Origin of the sequence: Acinetobacter sp. SA01 (assembly GCF_011319235.1) — a bacterium.
GTDB lineage: Bacteria > Pseudomonadota > Gammaproteobacteria > Pseudomonadales > Moraxellaceae > Acinetobacter.
In genome coordinates this window covers 14,752-36,808 of record NZ_WXXM01000021.1, presented here as the reverse complement: position 1 = coordinate 36,808, position 22,057 = coordinate 14,752, and the positions used below count along the sequence as shown (strand labels likewise).

Genomic DNA, 22,057 nt, shown 5'->3' with positions numbered 1-22,057 from the left:
AAGCTATGAACTTAATTTTATCAAAGTTAGCAGATCAGCTATATCACGCAGAACAGACTTTACAAGCGATTCCACCTATACGTATTGAACTGGATGAAGGTGCTACGGTAGATGATGCCTATGCTATTCAGGACATTAATACCCAACGTGCTTTGCAAAATGGACGCCGTTTGGTGGGGCGAAAAATTGGCTTAACTTCAATCGCTGTGCAGAAACAGTTAGGAGTTGATTCTCCTGACTTCGGTATGCTGTTTGCAGATATGGCCTATGGTGATGCTGAAGCCATTCCGGTTGGTAAGTTGATTCAGCCTAAAGTTGAGGCTGAAATTGCACTGGTGCTCAAGGCGGATCTCACCCAAGCCAAACATACCTATGCCGATATTATCAGTGCAACGGATTATGCTCTGGCAGCGATTGAAGTGGTGGATAGCCGGATTGAAAACTGGAAAATTTCCTTACTGGATACTGTAGCTGATAATGCCTCATCAGCCGCTTATGTATTGAGTTCCAAGCCTGTCCAACTGGAACAGGTGGATTTAGTCAATTGCACAATGCAGATGACACGCGCAGGTGAAGTCGTTTCGCAAGGAACCGGAAAAGCCTGCCTGGGGAATCCTTTAAATGCTGCAGTGTGGCTGGCGGATGAAATGATGCGTCGGGGCCGCCCCCTGAGGAAAGGTGATCTGGTATTGACCGGTGCTTTAGGCCCAATGGTTGTGGCGAATCCTGGAGATGAGTTCCAGGTTGCGATCGAAGGCTTTGGAACTGTAAACGCTGTATTTGCGCAATAAGGCAGAAAAGGAAACAACATGTCAAAAATTAAATGCGCCATCATTGGTTCAGGCAATATCGGTACTGACCTGATGATTAAAATCATGCGCAATTCAAAATATCTGGAAATGGCTGCCATGGTCGGTGCCGATCCAGGTTCAGATGGTTTAGCCCGTGCTGCACGTTTTGGCTTTGAAACCACAGCTGAAAGTGTAGAAGGCTTACTTAAACTGCCTTCGTTTAAAGAGATCAAAATTGTCTTTGATGCTACATCGGCGGGTGCCCATGCCCATCACAATCAGGTGCTGCAGCAGTATGGTATTCAGGTTATTGATCTCACTCCAGCAGCGATAGGCCCTTACGTGGTGCCTGTGGTCAATCTGGATGAACATATGGATGCACCGAATATCAATATGGTCACCTGCGGTGGTCAGGCAACAATTCCGATGGTGCATGCGGTAGCCAAAGTGGCAAAGGTACATTATGCTGAGATTATTGCCTCAATCGCCAGTAAGTCTGCTGGGCCTGGCACCCGTGCCAATATTGATGAATTCACTGAAACAACGTCTAAAGCCATTGAAGAGGTGGGTGGTGCCAAAAAAGGCAAGGCCATCATCATTATGAATCCGGCTGAACCTCCTCTCATCATGCGAGACACCGTGTATTGTCTGGCAGAAGCAGGTGCAGATCAGGAGGCAATTCGCCAGTCCGTGAAAGAAATGGCCGATGCTGTACAGGCCTATGTGCCAGGTTACCGCTTAAAACAGGATGTCCAGTTCGATGAATTCGATACGGCTCATCCGTTGAATATTCCTGGAGTAGGCAAGTTGCCAGGTTTAAAAGTCTCGATCTTCCTTGAGGTTGAAGGTGCTGCACATTACTTGCCAGCCTATGCGGGTAATCTGGATATTATGACCAGCGCAGCTTTGGCTGCAGCAGAACGTTTTGCGGAAACGCATTTAAATAAAAAGATCGCGTAAGGAGAGTCAACATGTTGGATAAAGAACGCAAAATCTATGTGTCAGACGTGACCTTACGTGATGGTATGCATGCCATTCGCCATCAGTATTCTCTGGATCATGTCCGTCAAATTGCCCGTGCCCTGGATGAGGCTGGTGTGGACAGTATTGAAGTGGCGCATGGTGATGGCCTACAAGGCTCAAGCTTTAACTATGGCTTTGGTGCATATACCGATCTGGAATGGATTGAAGCTGTCGCCAGTGAAGTGAAAAATGCAAAAGTTGCAACTTTGCTGCTGCCGGGCATTGGTACAGTACATGACTTAAAAGCGGCTTATGATGCTGGTGCGCGCGTGGTGCGTGTGGCAACTCACTGCACCGAAGCGGATGTTTCCAAACAACATATTGAATATGCGCGTGAACTTGGCATGGACACGGTTGGTTTCTTAATGATGAGCCACATGAATACGCCTGAAGGTTTGGCGCAGCAAGGTAAGCTGATGGAAAGCTATGGTGCCCAGTGTATTTATGTGGTGGATTCAGGGGGTGCCATGAACATGTATGATATTGCTGACCGATTCAAAGCGATGAAAGACGTGTTAAATCCTGAAACAGAAACCGGTATGCATGCGCATCATAATTTAAGTCTAGGTGTAGCCAATAGCATTGTGGCTTTGGAACATGGCTGTAACCGTATTGATGCCAGTTTAACCGGTATGGGAGCAGGGGCAGGGAATGCACCCCTTGAAGTCTTTATTGCTGCTGTACAGCGTATGGGTTTGAATCATGGCTGTGATGTGAAAAAGTTGATTGATGCTGCGGAAGATATTGTGCGTCCATTGCAGGAACGTCCAGTACGTGTAGACCGTGAAACACTGGCACTCGGTTATGCAGGTGTGTATTCAAGCTTCCTGCGTCATACTGAAACAGCTGCTGAAAAATATGGTCTATCTGCCTTTGATATTCTGGTCGAATTAGGTAAGCGTCGTATGGTCGGTGGTCAGGAAGATATGATTGTTGATGTGGCTTTAAATATGCTCAAATCTAAACAGGTCAGTCTTTAATCTTATGAAAAAGGACTCAATCCGTTGAGTCCTTTTTCAGAGCTTGGATTAAAATATTTAATTAAATTATTAAAGCTTAATTATCTGTAAATGGAATTCGCTGTATAAATTGTAAGGAAAAAGGGAATTGAAATGAAACTTACCAGGTTCAGAATTAATAATGAAATCTCATTTGGTTTAATACAACAACAAGGTGTAATTGATTTTAATAAAATTAATCTACCTTATAAGAGCTTACAAGAAATTATCCAAGATGGGAAAGATGCTCTGAATGTTGTTGAGCAATTTTGTGCCGGTAAATCAGCTCATTATAAATTATCCGAGGTTACCTTATTAGCTCCGGTTCCTCGTCCAGGTAAGTTTTTAGCAATTGGAATGAATTATAAAAAGCATGAAGAAGAAGCGGATCGGTTAGGAGTAGCGAAGCGTGCTTATCAAACCTGGTTTAATAAACAAATTACCTGTGTAAATGATCCATTTGGCATTATTGATCCGGGTGTGACTCAACAACTCGATTACGAGGTGGAATTAGGGGTAGTCATTGGAAAAAAATCGAAGAACTTAACCGTGGAAAATGTTCGAGATTCCATATTTGGTTATTTGGTTGTGAATGATGTTTCTGCTAGAGATTGGCAGTTCCATACCCCAACATTTACGATGGGTAAATCCTTTGATACTCATGGTCCAATTGGTCCATGGATTATCACTGCAGATGAAATAAAAGACCCACAAAAATTAGAATTACGATGTTATGTCAATGGAGAACTACGGCAAGCCAATAACACCTCTGAAATGATCCACAGTATTAATGATCAACTCATTTACTTATCAACAGCATTTACTTTAGAGCCTGGTGATATTATCGCAACAGGAACCCCTGAGGGTGTTGGAGTGGCAATGAATCCCCAAGTGTTTTTGCACGAGGGTGATATTGTAAAATGTGAAATAGAAAGCATCGGTTTTATTGAAAATAAAGTTTCAGCATAAATTTGTAAAATTAACCTGCTGGAATAACTGAAAATATCTTCCAGCAGGTTAATGAAAAAAATTAAAAAGTGACTAGAAAAATTTGAAGAAAAAAATTACTCAAAATCATTTACTGTTTCACTGAGAATTTTTTTATGTTTATAACCGATTTGAGCCCGGCTAATACCGAGCAGGCGGGCGGTGGCGCATAAATTTCCTTCACAACGTTCAACCGCGGATTTCACCACCAGATTCTCTAATTCTTCTAAAGATACCTGTTTATCGAGCAGTTCATTAATGAAATCTTCCATGGGATGATGAACTGCTTTTGAAATTTTACCTTCCCGATCCAAAACGGATATATTTTCATCCAATAAAGTTGTATAAGAAGGAGGGAAAAGCATCGAGGCATCAATGAAACTATCTTGAGATGCCAAGATAATTCCTCGTTCAATTACATTTTCCAATTCTCGAATGTTTCCAGGCCAATTATGAGACTGTAGTGCATGTTTAGCTTTATCTGTTAAACCCTTTATACGAAGGCCTTCTCTAGCGGAAAACTTGTCAATAAAGTTTTGTGCTAAAGCTAAAATATCGTCTTTTCTTTCTCTTAAAGGTGGAATCGGGACTGGAAAAACATTCAAACGGTAATATAAATCTTTTCGAAATGTACCTTTAGCTACGGCTTCAGCTAAATCAACATTCGTTGCTGCGATCACCCTTACATTAACTTTGCGTGTTTCGGTACCACCTAGACGATCAATTTCACCTGACTGTAGTGCACGAAGTAAACGCGTTTGAGCTTGAAGGCTTAATTCACCCACCTCATCTAAAAATAAAGTTCCACCATCAGCTCGTTCAAATCGTCCTTCTCTTGAGTTTTGTGCTCCTGTATATGCACCTTTTTCTATACCAAATAATTCGGATTCAATTAAGTCATTAGGTAGAGCACCGCAATTGACTGCTACGAAGGGATGATTTGCTCGAGGGCTGGCATTATGAATCGCATTTGCAAAGACATCTTTTCCTACACCTGTTTCTCCCAATAAAAGCACAGTCACACTACTAGATGAGGCTTTTTTGGCTAAAGTCCAAGCTTCTTTAAAACGTGGTGAATCTCCAATTACGTCGCTAGGCATAATAGGATGGGGCAGAGATTTTCTTAAGTCTTCAACCTGATCTTTCAAACTCAGAAGGTTTTCGACCAGTGAGTCTGATTGATAGTATTTAAGGTCTTCAGCTATATCTCCCCATTCTTCAATCGGCTTACCAACAAAACGTGGACCTTCCGGTGTTGTCTCTATCTGCTTATGAAGAATAAAGCGATTCATAATACCGCTTACATATCCAGTAGCATGACCCAATTCACACCATGCTATTGGAGAGTGATTTGCACCAAATAAATTTTTATGAAGATAATGATCGAGAGAGTTTTTCCAGATGGCATCTATATAATATGTACCTTTCTTGATATCTATTTCTATTTCTCTTATTTCAACTTTGACCATACCTTCTAGAGCATGTAGTAACGTTCCTTTCCTCAATAGTTCTAAATCGGATGAATCTTTATAACTTGCTTTTACAATCTCTGCATCACGTAAACCAGCTGCATAACCTATTCTGGTTAAAACTCCTCGGGTACGTTCTATGCCTAGAGTGTCAATTAACTCTTTTCTTAAAGCGATTAAGGCTGAAGAGTGCATTAGCATCATACGTTCTTCATCTAACCAAATTTGTCCCGTTTCAAAAGAAAAACGCAGTCTTGATGAGATTTCTGAAATATGTGGGGAACTCTTATCCCAATCCTTGAGACGAACCGTTTGAGTCATTTGAGTGTTCCTATCACTAATCTTTTTGTGATTCCTTTGCATGTCTTAGCATACGAGCCAATTTATATAAGTCAATTGCATAAAAAGTTTAAAAAGGTAACTTAGGTAGAAACCAAAAACTGTCGTAGTCATCTGGAAATGCTGGTATGCCAATTCTGTGGTTGCGAAAAACTGGCAGATTCAGATCGTTTCGATGTCATCATTGCGCTGGGCGCCGTGATTCATGGTAGCATGTCTCACTTCGATTTTGTGGCTGGCGAATGTGCCAAAAGTCTGGGCATGGTAGGTTTGGACACGAGCTTGCCAGTCTTAATGGTGTATTAACTACGGATAGTATCGAACAGGCGATTGAATGCTAGGGTAAAAAACAGGTAATAAAGGTAGTGAAGCGGCCTTGACTGCTATTGAAATGGTAAATCTACTGAAAATGGTTGATTGAATTGAATAGCCACCAAAATTCTAGATAATGGGCCAAGCTATAAATAATAACTAAGTTTGTATTACCTTTTAAGATACTCATATATTTTTAGAATTTTCGTTGTTACTCAGTTTACACATGCAATTTATCTCTTTTCCAAAGAAGCATGATATCTATAAATTTGATAACTGCTTTCATTCTTTTTTGGTGACTTCATTCTGTTCATTTCAATAGTTTAGGTATTGGAAACAAACAGCCCTAATGGAGTAGGCAATGTTAAAACAATATCTGAAGTATACGTGTGCTCTGAGTTTTTTATCTTTATGTGTTTTACAAACAGTTAATGCCTTAGAGCCGGGGGCTGCACCACAGGCGCCAGCTGGCAACACAATGGGGATTCCATTGAATGCGCCTTTACCGCCTGGTCTGTATTACACCAGTTCAACTAAGTTATTGAACGGTCAGTTGAAAGACGATAATGGCGATAATATGGGATTGAAGCTGAATGCGCCTGCATCAACTTCAATCTTTATCTATACTCCTGGCTTCAAAGTATTGGGTGGTGATTACCGTGCATGGCTTGCAGTTCCTTTCATTATGGCTGAGGAAGACATCAGCAATCCAATGCTGGGAGAGGTTGGCAAGCATTCAAATAATAATATTGCTAATATCGATGTGCATTTTGCCGATGTCGCTTGGACACTCAATCCGGGGCAATTTGTCAGTGCAGGCTTAGGTGTGATTACGACCACGGGTTCATGGAAACTGGGCGACACCAATACTAGCGGTGAATACTGGTCGATCAATCCGCGTGTAGGTTATAGCCTCATGAATCAGGATTGGAATATTTCCTTAGAGTCACATTATTTTTATAATTTTGAAAATGATAAGACTAAATATGATTCAGGCGATGAGCTGTTCTTTGATGCGACTTTACTGAAAAAAGTTGATTTTATTCATCAAGGTTTGCAGGTTGGTCCAATTGGCTACGTGCGTGAACAGGTGACCAGCGATGAAAACAATGGAACTGCATATTTTGGTACAACCAGTGGTAAAGCACGTCAAATGGGGCTCGGTGTTCAGCTGCTACAGGATTTTGGCCGTGGCTTATTCGTCGGTTTGAGCTGGAGCAAGGATTTGGAAACAAAGAATGCAGTTAGCAATGATGGCCGTTTTACATTGAATATTTCAGTGCCAATGTACATGAAAGACCGCCCGAAACCTGCTAATTTACCTGCAGAATTTTAATCTATTCATCATTTGAAAAATGCTGATGAGGGCTGCTTATCCAGCCCTTTGCAATAAGGAAGTTTAAGCATGTCATTATTGGAAAATCACATCGTTTTGATTACAGGTGCAGGCTCCGGTCTAGGTTTGGGTATTGCCCGTTATTGTAAGGCACAAGGCGCAGCTGTGATCGTCACTGACATCTCCAGTGAAAAAATCCAGCAGCTCGCATCAGAGTTTAGTGACAATGATCTTGCGTTGATTTGTGATGTGACCAAGATTGCTGATTTGGAACATTGCCAGCAGCAAATTTTGCAGAAATACGGCCGCTTAGATGCAGTGATTGGCGCACAAGGCATTTTTGATGGCAATGTAGCTATCAAGAATATGACCGCTGCACATCTGGATCAGCTATTTGATGAATTATTCCATGTCAATGTGAAAGGGTATTTACTCACAGCGCATATTTTTGCAGATGTACTGAAAGCTAATAAAGGGGCCATGGTTTTTACTACATCAACGGCTGCTTATGCTGCAGATGGTGGCGGCGCAGTCTATACTGCAACCAAAGGAGCAATACGAAGCCTGATTCAGCAATTGGCGTTTGAGTTTGCACCCGAAATCCGGGTCAATGGTGTCGCACCGGCTGCTATTGGTAACAGCCAGCTGAAAGGTCCGAAAGCATTGAATCTCGATCATCAAAAACAGTCTGATATTCCCAAAGATGCGTTCTTAAACTTGTTCCAGTCCATTAGCTTGCTGCAGGAATTGCCTGATGCAGAAGACTACGGGGCACTGTATGCATTTTTAGCTTCGAAACAAAATAAAGTTATGACTGGGCAAACCATTGTTGCAGATCAAGGTTTGCTGAACCGGGCTGTACTTACTCACTAATACGAAAACAACAATATACCAGAACCTTGAAAATAGGCTCATGGATCGGTGCAGCCAAAATAAAGGATATATCACATGACACAAGCTGTGACTGCACAAAAATATAGCCTGAATTGGATTTTACTTTTGGCGCTATTAACAGCAATTGCGCCGCTATCCACAGACATGTATTTGCCAGCTTTACCGGATATGGCAAAAGAATTTTCAGTTTCAACACTCTTGGTATCAAGTTCATTGCCGGCTTACTTTTTCGGGCTTGCCATTGGACAGCTGATATATGGCCCTATTAGTGACCGCATCGGCCGGAAGATCCCGCTGATTTTTGGTCTTAGCCTGCATATTGTTGCCAGCATATTGTGTATCTATGCTGATGATTTGCAGACACTATTAATCGTCCGAGTATTACAAGCTTTAGGAAGTTGTGTCGGCTTGGTATTAGCACGAGCTGCAATTCGTGATGTACTGGATACCAACTCTGCTGCCAAAGCCTTTGCCAGCATGATGATTGTGATGGGCGTTGCACCTGTGATCGCACCGACTTTAGGCGCGTGGCTGCTACTGTTTTTTCACTGGCATTCTATTTTTATCGCCTTGGCATTCTTAGGTGCAGTCAGTTTGCTTGGGGTGATATTTGCCTTTAAAGAAACTTTGCCGGTAGATCGGCGCTTAAAGCTCTCCTTCAAGCATGTTTTTCAGCTGTATTTAAAAATTTTTCAGGACTCAAGTTACCGTTTTGCCATGCTCGCAGGCTGTTTCAGTTTTGGCATACTGTTCTGCTATATCAATGCGGCCTCTACCGTTTTGATGGATAGCTATCATTTAAATGAACAGCAGTTTGCTTATGCATTTGGCTTGAATGCAGTGGGCACCATGTTTTTGTCTGCGATGAATCATAAACTGGAGCATAAATATTCGGTGCTGCAACGGCTCGGTATTGGCGGAATGGTGCAAATGGTTGGCGTGTTCTTACTGTTCATTGCTGCATTGCTGCCACAAACGGGTCTGTCATTGGTATTAGCCGGTTTGTTTTTAGCGGTATCAGGCATTGGTCTGACTGCCCCAAACTCCACAGCTTTAGCCATGTCACAGCAAGGCAGGCAGGCTGGTTCAGCGAGTGCTTTAATGGGTGGACTACAATTTTTCTTTGGTCTGTTTAGCGGCATATTGCTGAATATTCTGCCTTGGTCAGCGTTGCTCAATTTAAGTCTGGCCATGCTGATCTTTGTATTTTGCGCCAATGTTTCTATTCTGGCCGCTAAACGTTTTTTTAATATGCATCCTGCTGCATAAACTAAAGTTTCCTTGGTTTGCCGTCTTTTAAAGGCGGCTTTTTTTACTTCTGCTATCTATTTAAAATATATCTAATATCTAGCTTAGCCTATCATTATAGATACAGGGTTAGGCTATGCTGAATTCAGACTTTAATGTTTGCAATGCATGAAACAAGGATTGAATGATGCACATACAAACTTTCTTGGATCAGCAAAAATGGTCAGGATTTCAGACGCTGATTTTTATCATGATGTTTTTAGTGGCCTTTTTTGATGGCATGGATACCGCTGTCATGGGCTATATTGCACCGGATTTAATTCATGATTGGCAGATCAGCAAAGCCGATATTATTCCTGTACTCAGCGCTGCTTTGATTGGTGCAGCAATTGGAGCAATTGTTTTAGGCCCTTTGGCAGATAGATTTGGTCGTAGGGCCTTATTGCTGGTTTCTGTGTTTATCTTTTCTATAGGCTGTGTGTTATCCAGTTTTGCGATCAATTTAACGCAACTTGAAATACTGCGTTTTATTACAGGATTGGGATTGGGTGCCGCTTTACCGAACGCAGTGACCTTATTGTCAGAATATTGTCCTGCACATAAACGGGCATTTATCGTCAATACCATGTACTGTGGTTTCCCCATTGGTGCTGCGGTTGGTGGTTTTGCGGCTGCTTATATTATTCCGCACTTTGGCTGGGAAAGCATGCTGCTGATCAGTGGGGTAATCCCATTTCTATTGTGTATTTGCATGCTGTTTTTATTGCCTGAATCTGTGCGCTATTTATTGCTGAAAAATACAAATGATCAGCGTATTCCGCAGATATTAGGCAAAATCAATGCATCCGCCCGTGAGCAGCAATTTGAGCTGGAAAATAGCAGTTCAAACATTTCCATGCTGCAAGCCATGAGAACCGTGTTTTCATCTAAATATGCTGTAGGCACACTCAGCCTGTGGATCTGTTTCTTTTCAGGATTGATGATTTTTTATAGCATCGTCAATTGGATGCCGGTGCTGTTTAAAGAAGTAGGGATGCCTCCTCATTTAGGCCCAATTGTATCTGGCTTATTTGCACTGGGCGGTATAGGGGCCATGCTAAATGGCTGGTTGATGGACCGCTTTAACGGCAACTACGTGATTGCAGTTTGCACGTTTTTTACCGCAGTGTGTGTCGCACTGCTTGGTACAGCAATACATTGGTCATTGCTGATATTTATTGTACTGATGATCAGTGCTGGAACTTTGCAAAACACAGCGCAGTCCTCCTTGCCGGTTTTAGCTGCGAAGTTTTATCCGACTGAGGCTAGAACCACGGGTGTATCTTGGATGTGTGGTATCGGCCGCTTTGGTGCAGTGGTCGGCACCCTATGCATGGGTTATATGGCAAACAACAACATGGCTTGGACGCAAATCTTCACGGTATTGGCAATACCGGCAGTAGTCATGACCGTGTGTATGCTGATTAAAAATATCGCCGAAAATGAAGCAAAAGACAGAAATACTTCTACAGATTTCGCAAAAGAATAATGTTTTTAAATTAATTAGGTTTAACAGGCTGAACATAAAATCCATTCAGCTATATATGAAAAACAGCGCAGGCAGCGCTCAGCAACAACTCACTCAAGGAATTGAATATGAAAATATTGGTTTTAGGCGGCGGTATTGGCGGCATGGCAGCGGCCATTAAACTTAAGCAGTCCAAGCATGATGTTGAACTGGTGGAAAAATCTGAAGACTGGAAAGCGCTAGGTACAGGTTTAACCTTGTCTGTGCTGACTTTGCGGGCACTATGTGACTTAGGTGTGCAGAACGAAATCGCGTCGCAGGGTTTTGTGCATGATGGCGTGGATATTTATGATCAAAATGGCAATTTCATTCGCACAGTATTGTCTAAGCGGGTGATTGCAGATGATTTCCCATCTGAGGGTGCAATTTTGCGCCCTGTATTACATGATATTTTATCCAGCAAAGTCCGTGCACTGGATATTCCGGTGTATTTAGGCGATACCGTTTCCAGCATTCAAAGCACACTCGAGCAGGGCAGTTTTGTCCAGTTTGAAAGCGGCCGCAGTCAGTATTATGACCTGGTAATTGGTGCAGATGGCGTGTTTTCTAAATTGCGTCAATTGCTCATGCCAGAACAGGCAGCACCGGAATATACTGGACAGGTCTGCTGGCGTTTACAGTTCGAGCGTCCTGCAGATATTATCCGTGGCCGCATGTTCCAGTCTGAAAAAATGAAAGTCGGCTTTAATCCGTGCAGTCCAACCCAAATGTATATGTACATGATGGAATGTGTGCCTAAAAATCAGGTTTGGCGTGAACCGGAAGTGTTGCCAAATATGGCGAAAGAACTGCTCAGTGAATTTGAGGCCGTGTTAAAGCCTTATATAGATTCTATAGATGAAAATACCCCGATTATTTACCGTCCTTTAGAGCGTGTGATGGTCAATACGGATTGGCATCGCGGTTCCACACTTTTGATTGGTGATGCTGTACATGCAACCACACCACACTTAGGATCTGGTGCGGGCCTTGCGGTGGAAGATGCTATTGTTTTAGCAAAATTGCTGGATGAGCATGGTGATGATTTAGAAACTGTGTTCGAACAGTTTATGCAGAAGCGCTTGGCGCGTGCGCAATTCGTGGTAGAAACTTCAGGTGAAATTGGCCGGATGGAAATTGAAGGCGAATCGATGATGGCAAGAAGCATGCTGCTGGCCAAAGGTTTTGAAGAAGTCACTTCAGCGTATTTATAATAGCTAATAGCAGTTTAGAATTACTAACAGAGCCCCTTTTCATCCTCATGTGATGTACTGAAATATATTTCAAATTAATTCAGCATGATAAAAAGGGACCTTTAGAAGAAGTATTATCTGCTTTATATAAAAAGCCTGCATTAAGCAGGCTTTTTATTCATCCATGTTTCTCACTAAGACGGACTACGTATACGTACCCAGGATAATTTCCGACTGGCTTTTTCAGCATCAGATGGACTGCGCAGAATCATGGTATTGCCGTTGCGGCTGACTTTACCCTTAATGTTATAACGCTGCTGTAAAGCAGGGTCGAATACTTGCCCAGACAATAGTTTATAATGATCTTTGGGGTCTTGTTTCAGATCAAACAATAAATGAAAGCCTTTCAATGAACTTAAATCCTGTGCAGGCATATTAGGTGGGTTAAATGCTGCAATAATATGACCATTATATTGATGTTCTGCATTGGAGCTGATCTTCACCTTGACTAGGGTGAAGCCACTTTTATCATCAATGACTTTCCAGTTACCAGTTAAATCCAATGTGGGCTTTGCATGCAGTGCTGTTGAAATGAGCGCAATGCATCCTGCGCTGAATATCCCTTTCAGTTCCATGGTTGTTCCTTTAGGTTAAAAATGAAATTGACAGTCCATTGCTTAATGCTGAAATTTAAAAATATTTTAAAAAATAGGATCTAATCCTGATGAACCAAAATGAATATAAAATGTACATTTATGTAGGGCAAGGGCTAAAATGCTTTAAATTTTTAATAAAAAAGATATCAGTTATCAATGATTTAGATAAGTAGGTGCAATCGGGTATTTAAATGAAAGTGAATTTTATCATTGCTATATGAAATAAAAAGTCAGGCTCATGGAAAGCCTGACTAAACTGAAATAAGAATTTTAAAAGTTGAAATTAACTTGAGCATTTAAGTCTAACATGCTGGCTGTGTATCATTATTTTTCAGCTTGGCTTGTATAGGAATACTGGTTTTACCTGTGAGTACAGCTTTGCGAGTTTGACTGAATAAGAACACCTGTACAGCTACCACAATACAGCAAGCATAACCAATCGCTTCAAAGCTGATAAATTTCACAATGGTGCCACTAATAAATGGTGCTACTGCTGCGCCGACCATTAGCATGGCTGGTGTACCAGCTACAGCACGACCTGTTGGATCTAAACGTGCCAATAAACCAAAAGCAAAGGTATGCACAAATAAAATGGTAAATGCCATCATTGGGCCTGCCATGGCAAAAACTGCATATTCATGTGTTTGGGTAGTTAGCAATGAGAAGATGCCCTGAAAGATTGGACCAAAAGTAATAATGGCGGTGATGCTGACACGCTTTTCAAGTAGCGCTGCTAATGGTGCTGGGAAGATAGTCACGATGCCATAAATCACCAGAGCCATAGTCACCATATCGCGGCTAAAACCACGCTCAAGCCCAATACGTTCATAAAAGCTTAAAGTCATGGCTTGTGTCATCGCCAGTAATGCGACACCAATCATGCAGAACCAGACAGGACGACCAAGTGGCGGCAGGTTTTTGATTTGCTCATAGTTATCAAAATCGACAGCACGTGTAGGCTTGGGAAAGAAAAAAATGCAGGCTAATGTCGCGAGCAGCATGACTGCTGCCAGTACATAGAACATACTGTAACCGCCAAACTGTTGAATAATTCCTGGCGTGCCACCTAAGAAAATTACCCCAAAAATACCAATAGCAAGGCCGGCAATACCGAAAATTCGATGAGGGTTAATACCGTGACCCATGGTGCCATGAGTGACACTGAGTGCTGTACCTGCAGCAAGCCCGCCAAAGAAATGCAGGCCTGCCAAAATAGGGAAACTGGTATTGCTGGCTGATAAAATAAAAGCTAATGCTGCAAAAGCGAAACCAAGCACTGCAGCTAGTTTCACCTGAATACGGTTAAAGCGCGGGGCAAAGAAAATACTGGCGCCTGCTGCACCAATCAAAAATAAAGTGGCTAATCCGCCTGCCTGCTGCGGATCAAAATGATAATGGGCAATCAGTGTCCCAACCCAAACCGGCAATGCAACCAAATCAACCATACCGGCACAGTGTGCCATCATCAGCGCAAGCATTCCACGCTTGCTTTCGATACGAACCATAATGCTGCTCCTTTAGCATGCAAATAATGTGTGCTCTTCACTGAGCTTGTTGCTGAGACGTAGATCTATAAATTCTTGTTTTAAAAAATAAGCCCCGATCAACTGTGACCGGGGCTTCGGATTAAATGGCTTCTTTAAGAATATTCAGAGCTTTTTCTACAACAGCAGTTTGCTGTTCAACTGGTGCACGCTGTTGCTCCAAACGTCCAATTTCCATTGAACTTTGTGTGACTAAACGGCAACGTTGCTCACGGCGCTGCATAAATTCAGCAAAGGCCAGATCGACATTTGCCTGTTTTTCAAAGATTTCAGCGAGTACTAAAGCATCTTCAATGCCCATACCTGCACCTGAGGCTAACTGTGGTGTAGTCGGGTGTGCTGAGTCACCAATAAGTAATACTTTTCCTACATACCATGGTCCTGGAAGGTCAAAGCATTCAAGTGGACGGAAGTTGATATTTGGATTATCGGCTTCGCTTAAGGATTCACGGATTTCAGCTAAAATGCCGTCATAGCCTTCAAGCAACTGCTTTAAATTTTTGTAGTTATCTTCAGGTTCTTGCCAACGCTGCGGGCAGCGTTCCAATAAGAACATATACATGTGATCTTTAGAAACAGGGGTAAAACCGACTTTCACCGGACCACCCAGGAAATAGGTGCGGCGTTCAATGGAAGCTGGGCGCTTTAAGAATAAACGCCAGCAGCTTTGACCGGTGTATTCTGCTTTAGGTGCGTCAGGAAATAACAGCTGGCGAGTTTTTGAAAGTACGCCGTCTGAACCTAATACAAAGTCATAATAGCCTTGGCTGCCATCACTGAAAGTTACCGTCACCCCATTTTCATCTTGTTCAAAAGCATCCGCAGTCAGACCTAAACGCATTTTGATACCAGCTTCTTCAACATATTTATGCATAATTGAATGCATGGTTGGGCGCATGATGCCACCACTTCCAGCGGTATCTGAGCCTTCTAGCATTGGTGTAGGTAAAATGCGCAGCGGATTGCCTTGCGGATCGCAGACTTGAATCCCGTCACCCACATAAGCTTGTTCAGTCACTTCGTCATAAACGCCAAGTTGTTTCAGTGCACGTAGGGTGGGTCCGGTAATGGTCAGGCCTGCACCCAGTGCACCCCAGTTTGGGTTGATATCAATCAGGTCAATGTCTATACCAATGCGAGAGAGGGTAATGGCAGAAGCCATGCCAGCTGTACCTGCGCCAATAATGAGAGCTTTTTTGCCTGCAGAGGCAGAATGTTGTGTCATGTGATTCATCCTTGAAGCATTATTGATCTTTTAAAAATTGTGCAACTAGTTGGGTAAAGCTTTTCGCGTGCTCGATTTGGGTCCAATGGCCGCATTGGCTGAAAATATGAACTTGGCTATTTTCAATCCAGTTCAGCATAGTCAAAGATGTTGAAAGCGGAATCACTTTGTCATCACGACCATGTACCATCAATGTCGGTTGCTTAATTTTGCGAATGGCTTCTTCAGAATGAGACATTGCTTCAACCCATTGCTGGCGTGGTGCAGGGAACATACGTTCATAAGCTGCACGCGTATCTTCTTTGGTGCTGGCGATATAGCGCATTTGTACCAAATCATCACCCACCAGATTTTGGTTGTAGGCAAAGATTTTCATGATTGCCTGCATGTTTTCAAACGATGGTGTATAGCCCCATACAGCATCTAAACCAGCGGTCAGTTCAAATGGTACCCCAACGCTACCCATGAGAATCAGTTTATTGACACGTTCCGGATAGTAGATTGCCAATGCCAAAGCCATAGAGCCGCCAAAGGAGTTACCAATCACATTCACTTTTTCCAGTCCTAAAGCATCAAGGAAATCTACCATTTGCTTGAGCCACGTATCACGGTTAAAGCTGATATCTTCAGGGAAGGTGCTATAACCAAAACCGGCAAAGTCAGGTGCTAGCAAGCGGTAATCGTTTTGCAGTGCTTGAATAGTCAAACGCCAATTTGCCCATGCACTGACGCCAGGACCTGAACCATGCAGCAGCAGTACTGGCTCACCTTGTCCTATATCGTGATAATTGGTTTGAATGGGGCCGCACTGGATGCTTTTGCCAATTTCAGGATTAGTCATCGTATTCATAATTCGTTCCTTGAAAATTGAATTAACCACGTTTCCACAGCAGGAGTGCAGTGCGGGCTTCAGATGTATTTTCTTCTAAACGTGCAGTCAAACTGAGCTGACCTTGTTCATCTAAAGAGAATGTGCGTTTTTGCTGTCCGCCAATCCAATTTGGAAATAAACTGAGCTCGACATAATGGGTTACAGTATTACCGTCAACGTCATAACGTCCTGCATACGACAGCATGCTGTTATAAGCATCGGCTTTTTCAGCATCTGAAGCACTCCACTGACCACCAGTTGTAAAATTACTGCGGTCGGCTTTGGTAATTTGGCAGCTCATATAGCCATCTGCGGTATATTGGATAATGCCTTGCGGTGCTTCACCCATAGGTAAAACTTGGCGTCCGTCATCATAATTTTGTGCAAAGGTCACCAATTCCCAGCGACCGGTTAAATCTATATTCGACATTATTGCTTCCTTAAATTTTCAATTTTTAAATCTGGTTTTATTGGTTTTTGCTTAATAAGAAGTCGGTTACCACTTGGTTGTGGATATCGGCACTTTCAAATTGTGCCCAGTGTCCCGTATCTTCCGCACAGTAAAATTTTCCTTGTTGCACCTGATCTGCAATATGCTGTCCTAAAGTAGGCGGTGTACGGTTGGCATCGCCCCAATAAACTAATGTCGGCGCTAGAATTTTTTTAGCTAAAGCATCAGTTACAGTATGTTTTTGAATAGTTTCGCCAGACAAATATTCAGTAATGAAATGCTTTTGAACATCAGCTAAAGCAGGTTGACGATATAAGGTCTGACGCACCTGGATCGCTTCATCTGTTAAACGTTCTGGCTTGGCTAAAATGCGTGCCATCCGGGTACGGACATTTTCAAAACTTGGGTTGTTCAGGACTTCAATCGAACTTGGTAAATTTGCTGCCCAATGGGGTTCTACATAGTCAGGGATTGCACCTGCATCCGGGCGGTAACCCATAGTTGTGGTCAGAACTAAACGATCCACTTTTTCTGGATGCTGAATTGCCAATTGCATGGCAACCCAGCCACCCATAGATTGGCCTTCAAAATGTGCACGTGGAATATTCAGCTGCTGCATTACATCCAGAATTTGATCAATCAGTACCGGAATGACTTCATGATCAAAGCCTGTGGTCTGTGAACGGCCATGCCAAATAAAATCTAGCGCAATGACACGAAAATGTTCAGCCAGTGCTGTAATGTTGCGAGCATAATTTTCTAAATGACCGCCAGTGCCATGCAGTAAAAATAGGGCAGGGTTGTTCGGATTGCCTGCTTCTAAAATACGGCTTTTATATTTGCCTTGAATAATGCGCACATCTGAATGAATTAGCTGAACCCAATAATGTTCTGCTTCGGTATGAACAGTGGCATTCATGCTTTCCTCCTTGTCTCAGTGTCAGCTTTAGTCTTCTAGTGATTGCGCTTTACTTTGTGAAATCGGACCACGCAAGGTTCCGTCGGACTTTTCTAATCCAAAGGTCCATTCGGTGAAAATATGTGCTTCCGCTGCAAAATCTGTTGATTCCCAGTCTTCGGTTACAATGTCTTCATCTGCTGCATATTCCCAAGCGCCACCAAATGGGGTGAGGAAATACCAGAAACATGCTGAAGAAACTCGATGACGGCCAGGACCTGCAAAAGTTTGCCAACCTTGGCTGTCAATATGCTGACCGCCAAAAATCACTTCATGAATGTCGCGAACTTTAAAAGCAAGGTGGTTGAAGCGGGTGCCTGGTGCTTTGCCATTCATAAAGAACAGGTGATGATGGTTACCTTCGGCTGAACAGCGAATAAAGACACCGCGATCTGCATAACGGTCTGATACAAAAAAACCTAAACGGTCTAAATAGAATTTCACTGCTTCACCCGCATGATCCACACCAATAGCTAAATGGCTGATTTCATAGGGCTGAGCTTTTTCGTAACGAGGGGCACGGCTATTGACACGTTTCGGTTGGCTCGGTGAGTTAAATTGTGTATCGCTAAATGGCACATAACTGCGCTGGGCTAAACGGAAAGCAATGTGAATACCCAAGTCATCTTGACTATGTACTGTACCGTCAGCATCTACAGTTACTTCACGGTCAGTGCTCAGCTCTGCAACAATAGCATCTAGACTAGCTTGATCTTCTACCCCCCAGACCATTTCGCACATGCCGCTTGGATTGCCGATAGGGGTACGGTCAGGGTTAGTTGTATCCGCTTGGAAAATTTCGACTTGAGAATTGTCTGTGGTCACAAAAAGGTAGCTATTATCCTGATCGCTTTCGACTTGCTTCAGGCCCCAATCATTAGCAAAGCGTAAAGCATCATCCAGTTGTTCAACGCCAAAGCGTATGCGGTCTAAACCTTTTATTTTAAAATTTTGTGCTGCAGTCATGTCGTACTCCGTTGGTCAGTACCAAAGTGTTATTCATCCTTGGTCTTCACTTTACGAAGCATTGGCATGTGAAAATAGCATTTAACTCATAAAGCAGTTATGCATATTTTGGATATCTGATTTAGGATTTCAAACCTAGGATGTATCGCTCATTTTTGTTTAATTAAGCTCAAACAAGATATGAGTGGAGTTCAACTGACATGAGGTCATTACCATTATTTCATCACCATGTTCAAGGCAAAGCAGATGCGGCATGGGTTACCTTTATTCCAGGTATTGGCAATGATGCAAGTTTTTGGGCAGTACATGCTGAAATTCTAGCAGAGCATTTTCAGGTACTGACCTTTGATCCTTGGGGGCACAATCTCAGTCCTTTGCCACCAGAGCCATGTTCTTTTCAAAGCATTGTCGATGGCGTTGTTGCATTATGGGATCACTTAGGGATTAAAAAAAGTAGTGTAGTCGGTCTAGGTTTTGGCGGTTCTGTAAGTTTATCGCTAGGGCTGGCATATCCAGAGCGGATTGAAAAAATTGTCGCGTGCTGCTGTCGTCCTCGTCAGCCAGATGACCGTCATGAATTTTGGCGTGAACGCTGCACCAAAGCACAGGCCAATGGTTTGGATAAACTGGGTGATGTTACGGTAGACCGTTGGCTCTCAACAGAATTCCGTGTATCACATCCGGAAGTGGATCAGCAATTGCGTGCCATGATTAAACGCACCACAGTTGAAGGTTACTGTGCTTATGTGAATGCTTTTATTGAGATGGATTTTTCACATCAGCTAGGGCACATCACAGCGCCGGTATTATTGCTCGCAGCAGAACATGATCATGGTGGTGGCCCCGTTGAAGATATGCAGACGATGGCAGTACAATTACCCAATGCGAAATTAGAAATTATTCATGGTAGTGGTCATATCTGTAATTTTGAAGCACCTGATCAGGTGACACAGTATTTAACTAATTTTTTTAACCCATAAATGATTTTCATGGAGTGAAATCAATATGAATAACAATAAAAGAGTGGTGATTATCGGTGGCGGCCATGCCGGATGCAGCTGTGCCAAAGCACTGCGTCATGAACAGTTTACTGGTGAAATTGTACTCATTAGCAATGAATCGGAATTACCGTATCACCGTCCACCTCTGTCAAAAAGCTTTATTAAAGATGCAGATGAAATGGATTTATCCAAACTGTGTCTGCAACCAGAAAACTTTTATGAAAAGTATCAAATCGATTTACGTTTAAATACCGCAGTGAGTGAAATTGATCCTGATGAGAATGTAGTGAAGCTCTATCACGGCGATATGATTGAATATGATTATCTGGTGTTAGCAACAGGGACGCGTCCACGTCAATTACCTTTACCAGGAACTGAATTACAGGGTGTGATGAGCCTGCGAACTTTACAGGATGCACGCCTACTGCGTTCAGCTCTCAGTGCCACTGAAAATGTGGTGATTATTGGTGGTGGTTTTATTGGTTTAGAACTGGCATCGACTGCACGCTGTTTAGGTAAAAATGTCACAGTACTTGAGCATATGCCGCGAGTGTTAGGCCGTTCAGTATCGCCATTGGTGTCAGACTATATTGCCGAGATTCACCGTAATAATGGCATTCAAATTGAAACAGGTGCATTTATTAATGAATTTGTTGGTGAAAATGGCAAAGTCACAGGCGTACGCTGTGCTAATGGCGTGATTCCAGCTGAGCTAGTTTTGGTCGGTGTCGGTGCAATTCCAAATACTGAACTGGCAGAGCAGGCGGGCATTCAATGTGATAATGGGATTATTGTGAACCGTACCATGCAAACCAATATTGTCAATATTTTTGCCATTGGTGATTGTGCCAACCATGAAAACCATTTTGCAGGCGACCGCCGTATCCGATTGGAATCGGTGCAGAATGCCAACGATCAAGCGATTACCGTAGCCAAGTTCGTCACTGAACAGCCTGCAGAATATAAAAATGTACCCTGGTTCTGGACAGATCAGGGCGATATCCGCCTACAAATGACTGGTTTATCCTTTGATACCAGTGACTATGTGATTCGTGGCGATATGAAGAGCGGCCGTTTTTCCGTGTTCCATTATGCGAAAGATAAACTTGTAGCTATTGATTCGGTCAATCAACCTGTAGATCATATGATGGCGAGAAAACTGCTGGAAGCAGGTATCACGCCATCCAAGCACCAAGTTGCAGATATTCATACCAATTTAAAGAGTTTTTTGAGCTTAAATTCAGTATAAATGATGCTATAACCGTCTGAACCGGTCTGTGTTTCAGGCCGGTTTTTACAGGGAATATGAATAGGGAAATATGCATGCAATCGATACTGGATTCTAAATGGCTGGTGTTTATTAAAGTTGCAGAATTAGGCAGTCTGTCCAAGGCAGCACATGCATTTAATGTACCTCAGTCCATGATCAGCCGGCATATTGCCCAACTTGAAGAACAATGTGGCACACGTCTGTTTAAACGTACAGGGCGCGGCGTGGTACTCACTGAACTGGGTTATGAATTATTGCCACGTATTATTAACCTGGCGATTGAATGTGGTGCAATTGAAGATGATATCCGGACTTATGGTGGTGAGCCGATTGGAGAAGTCCGTGTGGGCTTGTTGCCTGCATTAGTACGTCAGCTTTCCGGTGCTTTATACCGTTATGTGAAGCAAAATTACCCGCGTATTGATTTGCACCTCAGTGAAGGTTCAAACGTCCATTTGGAAGAGATGATTGAAGAAGGGCGGATTGATATGGCTTTGCTGCTTCGTGAGGGCGAGGTGATTAAGTCTGAAGAAGCCGTGATTGCTGAGTTCGGTTTGATGCTGGTCGGTCAAATACACGATCCTTTGGTAGAGCAGCCAACGATTAAATTACGTGATTTACAGGATTTACCTTTGATTGTACCGAGCCGTCCGCATCCGCTGCGTGCACGTTTAGATCAATTGGCACGACAGATGGACTATAAGTTTGACTGTGTGATGGAAGCAGACTCGAATCGTTTGCAACATGAGCTGGTAGCGGCTGGGGGAGGATATGCGATATCTTCAGGACTATTTGGTGTAGAAAATCAGCAGCGACTTGCAGCCAGTTTGATTGTAGAGCCTGAGCTTTCGCGTAGTGTAGTGCTCGCACATACCATTCGACGCCCGAATACTCGGGCATCACGGGTGATTCAGCAGTGGTTTGAAAAGCAAGCACCGCTGATTTTAAAAGGTATGATTGTAAATCGATGATGGTCTTT

20 protein-coding genes and 1 pseudogene are annotated in these 22,057 nt (G+C 42.9%); 13 read left to right on the top strand and 8 right to left on the bottom strand.

Going from position 1 to position 22,057, the window contains the following annotated elements; genetic code table 11:
• Nucleotides 1-5: 5 nt before the first annotated feature.
• The 4 genes from GTU69_RS14865 to GTU69_RS14850 all read left to right on the top strand — a co-directional run bounded on the left by GTU69_RS14865 (nt 6) and on the right by GTU69_RS14850 (nt 3,781).
• On the top strand, nt 6-791 hold the full coding sequence (locus GTU69_RS14865) for a fumarylacetoacetate hydrolase family protein (protein WP_166171616.1): 786 nt from the start codon (nt 6-8) through the stop codon (nt 789-791).
• Nucleotides 792-809: 18 nt separating this feature from the next.
• Nucleotides 810-1,751 (top strand): acetaldehyde dehydrogenase (acetylating), encoded by a 942-nt coding sequence (locus GTU69_RS14860; protein WP_166171614.1) that lies wholly within the window; start codon nt 810-812, stop codon nt 1,749-1,751.
• An 11-nt stretch (nt 1,752-1,762) separates the two neighbouring features.
• Nucleotides 1,763-2,794, top strand: a complete 1,032-nt coding sequence (gene dmpG, locus GTU69_RS14855; protein ID WP_166171612.1) for a 4-hydroxy-2-oxovalerate aldolase — start codon at nt 1,763-1,765, stop codon at nt 2,792-2,794.
• Between the two features lie 132 nt (nt 2,795-2,926).
• Entirely contained in the window at nt 2,927-3,781 is an 855-nt protein-coding gene (locus tag GTU69_RS14850) for a fumarylacetoacetate hydrolase family protein (RefSeq protein WP_166171610.1), read from the top strand.
• Nucleotides 3,782-3,876: 95 nt separating this feature from the next.
• On the opposite strand, the gene GTU69_RS14845 is transcribed toward GTU69_RS14850, so the two are convergent.
• A complete protein-coding gene (locus GTU69_RS14845) occupies nt 3,877-5,589 on the bottom strand; it encodes a sigma 54-interacting transcriptional regulator (protein WP_166171608.1) in 1,713 nt (570 codons plus the stop codon).
• A gap of 165 nt (nt 5,590-5,754) precedes the next feature.
• On the opposite strand from GTU69_RS14845, the pseudogene ribH reads away from it, so the two are divergent.
• The 6 genes and pseudogenes from ribH to GTU69_RS14815 form a co-directional block, all read left to right on the top strand.
• Nucleotides 5,755-6,028: pseudogene (ribH, locus tag GTU69_RS14840) on the top strand (6,7-dimethyl-8-ribityllumazine synthase); the annotation flags it as partial.
• A 252-nt stretch (nt 6,029-6,280) separates the two neighbouring features.
• Nucleotides 6,281-7,255: a transporter gene (locus GTU69_RS14835; RefSeq protein WP_166171606.1), complete on the top strand. Its 975-nt coding sequence runs from the start codon at nt 6,281-6,283 to the stop codon at nt 7,253-7,255.
• A 69-nt stretch (nt 7,256-7,324) separates the two neighbouring features.
• Nucleotides 7,325-8,128: an SDR family oxidoreductase gene (locus tag GTU69_RS14830; protein WP_166171604.1), complete on the top strand. Its 804-nt coding sequence runs from the start codon at nt 7,325-7,327 to the stop codon at nt 8,126-8,128.
• Nucleotides 8,129-8,203: 75 nt separating this feature from the next.
• On the top strand, nt 8,204-9,418 hold the full coding sequence (locus GTU69_RS14825) for a multidrug effflux MFS transporter (RefSeq protein WP_166171602.1): 1,215 nt from the start codon (nt 8,204-8,206) through the stop codon (nt 9,416-9,418).
• Nucleotides 9,419-9,584: 166 nt separating this feature from the next.
• Nucleotides 9,585-10,925 carry an MFS transporter gene (locus GTU69_RS14820; RefSeq protein WP_205683553.1) on the top strand — a complete coding sequence of 447 codons (1,341 nt, stop codon included), beginning with the start codon at nt 9,585-9,587 and terminating at the stop codon, nt 10,923-10,925.
• 107 nt (nt 10,926-11,032) lie between these two features.
• Nucleotides 11,033-12,157 (top strand): FAD-dependent monooxygenase, encoded by a 1,125-nt coding sequence (locus GTU69_RS14815; RefSeq protein WP_166171598.1) that lies wholly within the window; start codon nt 11,033-11,035, stop codon nt 12,155-12,157.
• 173 nt (nt 12,158-12,330) lie between these two features.
• Here GTU69_RS14815 and GTU69_RS14810 read toward each other — a convergent pair whose 3' ends face one another.
• The 7 genes from GTU69_RS14810 to GTU69_RS14780 form a co-directional block, all read right to left on the bottom strand.
• Nucleotides 12,331-12,771, bottom strand: a complete 441-nt coding sequence (locus GTU69_RS14810; RefSeq protein WP_166171596.1) for a DUF2147 domain-containing protein — start codon at nt 12,769-12,771, stop codon at nt 12,331-12,333.
• A gap of 323 nt (nt 12,772-13,094) precedes the next feature.
• On the bottom strand, nt 13,095-14,297 hold the full coding sequence (locus GTU69_RS14805; RefSeq protein ID WP_166171594.1) for an MFS transporter: 1,203 nt from the start codon (nt 14,295-14,297) through the stop codon (nt 13,095-13,097).
• Nucleotides 14,298-14,418: 121 nt separating this feature from the next.
• Nucleotides 14,419-15,561, bottom strand: a complete 1,143-nt coding sequence (locus GTU69_RS14800) for an FAD-dependent monooxygenase (RefSeq protein WP_166171592.1) — start codon at nt 15,559-15,561, stop codon at nt 14,419-14,421.
• 19 nt (nt 15,562-15,580) lie between these two features.
• Nucleotides 15,581-16,411, bottom strand: coding sequence for an alpha/beta hydrolase (locus GTU69_RS14795; RefSeq protein ID WP_166171590.1), 831 nt, complete (start codon nt 16,409-16,411; stop codon nt 15,581-15,583).
• Between the two features lie 22 nt (nt 16,412-16,433).
• Complete coding sequence (locus GTU69_RS14790; RefSeq protein ID WP_166171588.1) at nt 16,434-16,862, bottom strand: lipocalin-like domain-containing protein; 429 nt, start codon at nt 16,860-16,862, stop codon at nt 16,434-16,436.
• 37 nt (nt 16,863-16,899) lie between these two features.
• On the bottom strand, nt 16,900-17,802 hold the full coding sequence (locus tag GTU69_RS14785) for an alpha/beta hydrolase (protein ID WP_166171586.1): 903 nt from the start codon (nt 17,800-17,802) through the stop codon (nt 16,900-16,902).
• Between the two features lie 27 nt (nt 17,803-17,829).
• Nucleotides 17,830-18,807, bottom strand: a complete 978-nt coding sequence (locus GTU69_RS14780) for a VOC family protein (RefSeq protein ID WP_166171584.1) — start codon at nt 18,805-18,807, stop codon at nt 17,830-17,832.
• 200 nt (nt 18,808-19,007) lie between these two features.
• Between GTU69_RS14780 and GTU69_RS14775 the strand changes: the two genes are divergently transcribed.
• The 3 genes from GTU69_RS14775 (at nt 19,008) to GTU69_RS14765 (ending at nt 22,049) form a co-directional block, all read left to right on the top strand.
• Nucleotides 19,008-19,787 carry an alpha/beta hydrolase gene (locus GTU69_RS14775; protein WP_166171582.1) on the top strand — a complete coding sequence of 260 codons (780 nt, stop codon included), beginning with the start codon at nt 19,008-19,010 and terminating at the stop codon, nt 19,785-19,787.
• Nucleotides 19,788-19,812: 25 nt separating this feature from the next.
• Nucleotides 19,813-21,057: an FAD-dependent oxidoreductase gene (locus GTU69_RS14770; RefSeq protein ID WP_166171580.1), complete on the top strand. Its 1,245-nt coding sequence runs from the start codon at nt 19,813-19,815 to the stop codon at nt 21,055-21,057.
• Between the two features lie 74 nt (nt 21,058-21,131).
• Complete coding sequence (locus tag GTU69_RS14765; protein ID WP_166171578.1) at nt 21,132-22,049, top strand: LysR family transcriptional regulator; 918 nt, start codon at nt 21,132-21,134, stop codon at nt 22,047-22,049.
• Nucleotides 22,050-22,057 lie beyond the last annotated feature (8 nt).

Excerpts from the sequence above, each read along its gene's own strand:
- GTU69_RS14865 (WP_166171616.1), top strand. The coding sequence starts at position 6 with ATGAACTTAATTTTATCAAAGTTAGCAGATCAGCTATATCACGCAGAA.
- GTU69_RS14860 (WP_166171614.1), top strand. The coding sequence starts at position 810 with ATGTCAAAAATTAAATGCGCCATCATTGGTTCAGGCAATATCGGTACT.
- dmpG (WP_166171612.1), top strand. The coding sequence starts at position 1,763 with ATGTTGGATAAAGAACGCAAAATCTATGTGTCAGACGTGACCTTACGT.
- GTU69_RS14850 (WP_166171610.1), top strand. The coding sequence starts at position 2,927 with ATGAAACTTACCAGGTTCAGAATTAATAATGAAATCTCATTTGGTTTA.
- GTU69_RS14845 (WP_166171608.1), bottom strand. The coding sequence starts at position 5,589 with ATGACTCAAACGGTTCGTCTCAAGGATTGGGATAAGAGTTCCCCACAT.
- GTU69_RS14835 (WP_166171606.1), top strand. The coding sequence starts at position 6,281 with ATGTTAAAACAATATCTGAAGTATACGTGTGCTCTGAGTTTTTTATCT.
- GTU69_RS14830 (WP_166171604.1), top strand. The coding sequence starts at position 7,325 with ATGTCATTATTGGAAAATCACATCGTTTTGATTACAGGTGCAGGCTCC.
- GTU69_RS14825 (WP_166171602.1), top strand. The coding sequence starts at position 8,204 with ATGACACAAGCTGTGACTGCACAAAAATATAGCCTGAATTGGATTTTA.
- GTU69_RS14820 (WP_205683553.1), top strand. The coding sequence starts at position 9,585 with ATGCACATACAAACTTTCTTGGATCAGCAAAAATGGTCAGGATTTCAG.
- GTU69_RS14815 (WP_166171598.1), top strand. The coding sequence starts at position 11,033 with ATGAAAATATTGGTTTTAGGCGGCGGTATTGGCGGCATGGCAGCGGCC.
- GTU69_RS14810 (WP_166171596.1), bottom strand. The coding sequence starts at position 12,771 with ATGGAACTGAAAGGGATATTCAGCGCAGGATGCATTGCGCTCATTTCA.
- GTU69_RS14805 (WP_166171594.1), bottom strand. The coding sequence starts at position 14,297 with ATGGTTCGTATCGAAAGCAAGCGTGGAATGCTTGCGCTGATGATGGCA.
- GTU69_RS14800 (WP_166171592.1), bottom strand. The coding sequence starts at position 15,561 with ATGACACAACATTCTGCCTCTGCAGGCAAAAAAGCTCTCATTATTGGC.
- GTU69_RS14795 (WP_166171590.1), bottom strand. The coding sequence starts at position 16,411 with ATGAATACGATGACTAATCCTGAAATTGGCAAAAGCATCCAGTGCGGC.
- GTU69_RS14790 (WP_166171588.1), bottom strand. The coding sequence starts at position 16,862 with ATGTCGAATATAGATTTAACCGGTCGCTGGGAATTGGTGACCTTTGCA.
- GTU69_RS14785 (WP_166171586.1), bottom strand. The coding sequence starts at position 17,802 with ATGAATGCCACTGTTCATACCGAAGCAGAACATTATTGGGTTCAGCTA.
- GTU69_RS14780 (WP_166171584.1), bottom strand. The coding sequence starts at position 18,807 with ATGACTGCAGCACAAAATTTTAAAATAAAAGGTTTAGACCGCATACGC.
- GTU69_RS14775 (WP_166171582.1), top strand. The coding sequence starts at position 19,008 with ATGAGGTCATTACCATTATTTCATCACCATGTTCAAGGCAAAGCAGAT.
- GTU69_RS14770 (WP_166171580.1), top strand. The coding sequence starts at position 19,813 with ATGAATAACAATAAAAGAGTGGTGATTATCGGTGGCGGCCATGCCGGA.
- GTU69_RS14765 (WP_166171578.1), top strand. The coding sequence starts at position 21,132 with ATGCAATCGATACTGGATTCTAAATGGCTGGTGTTTATTAAAGTTGCA.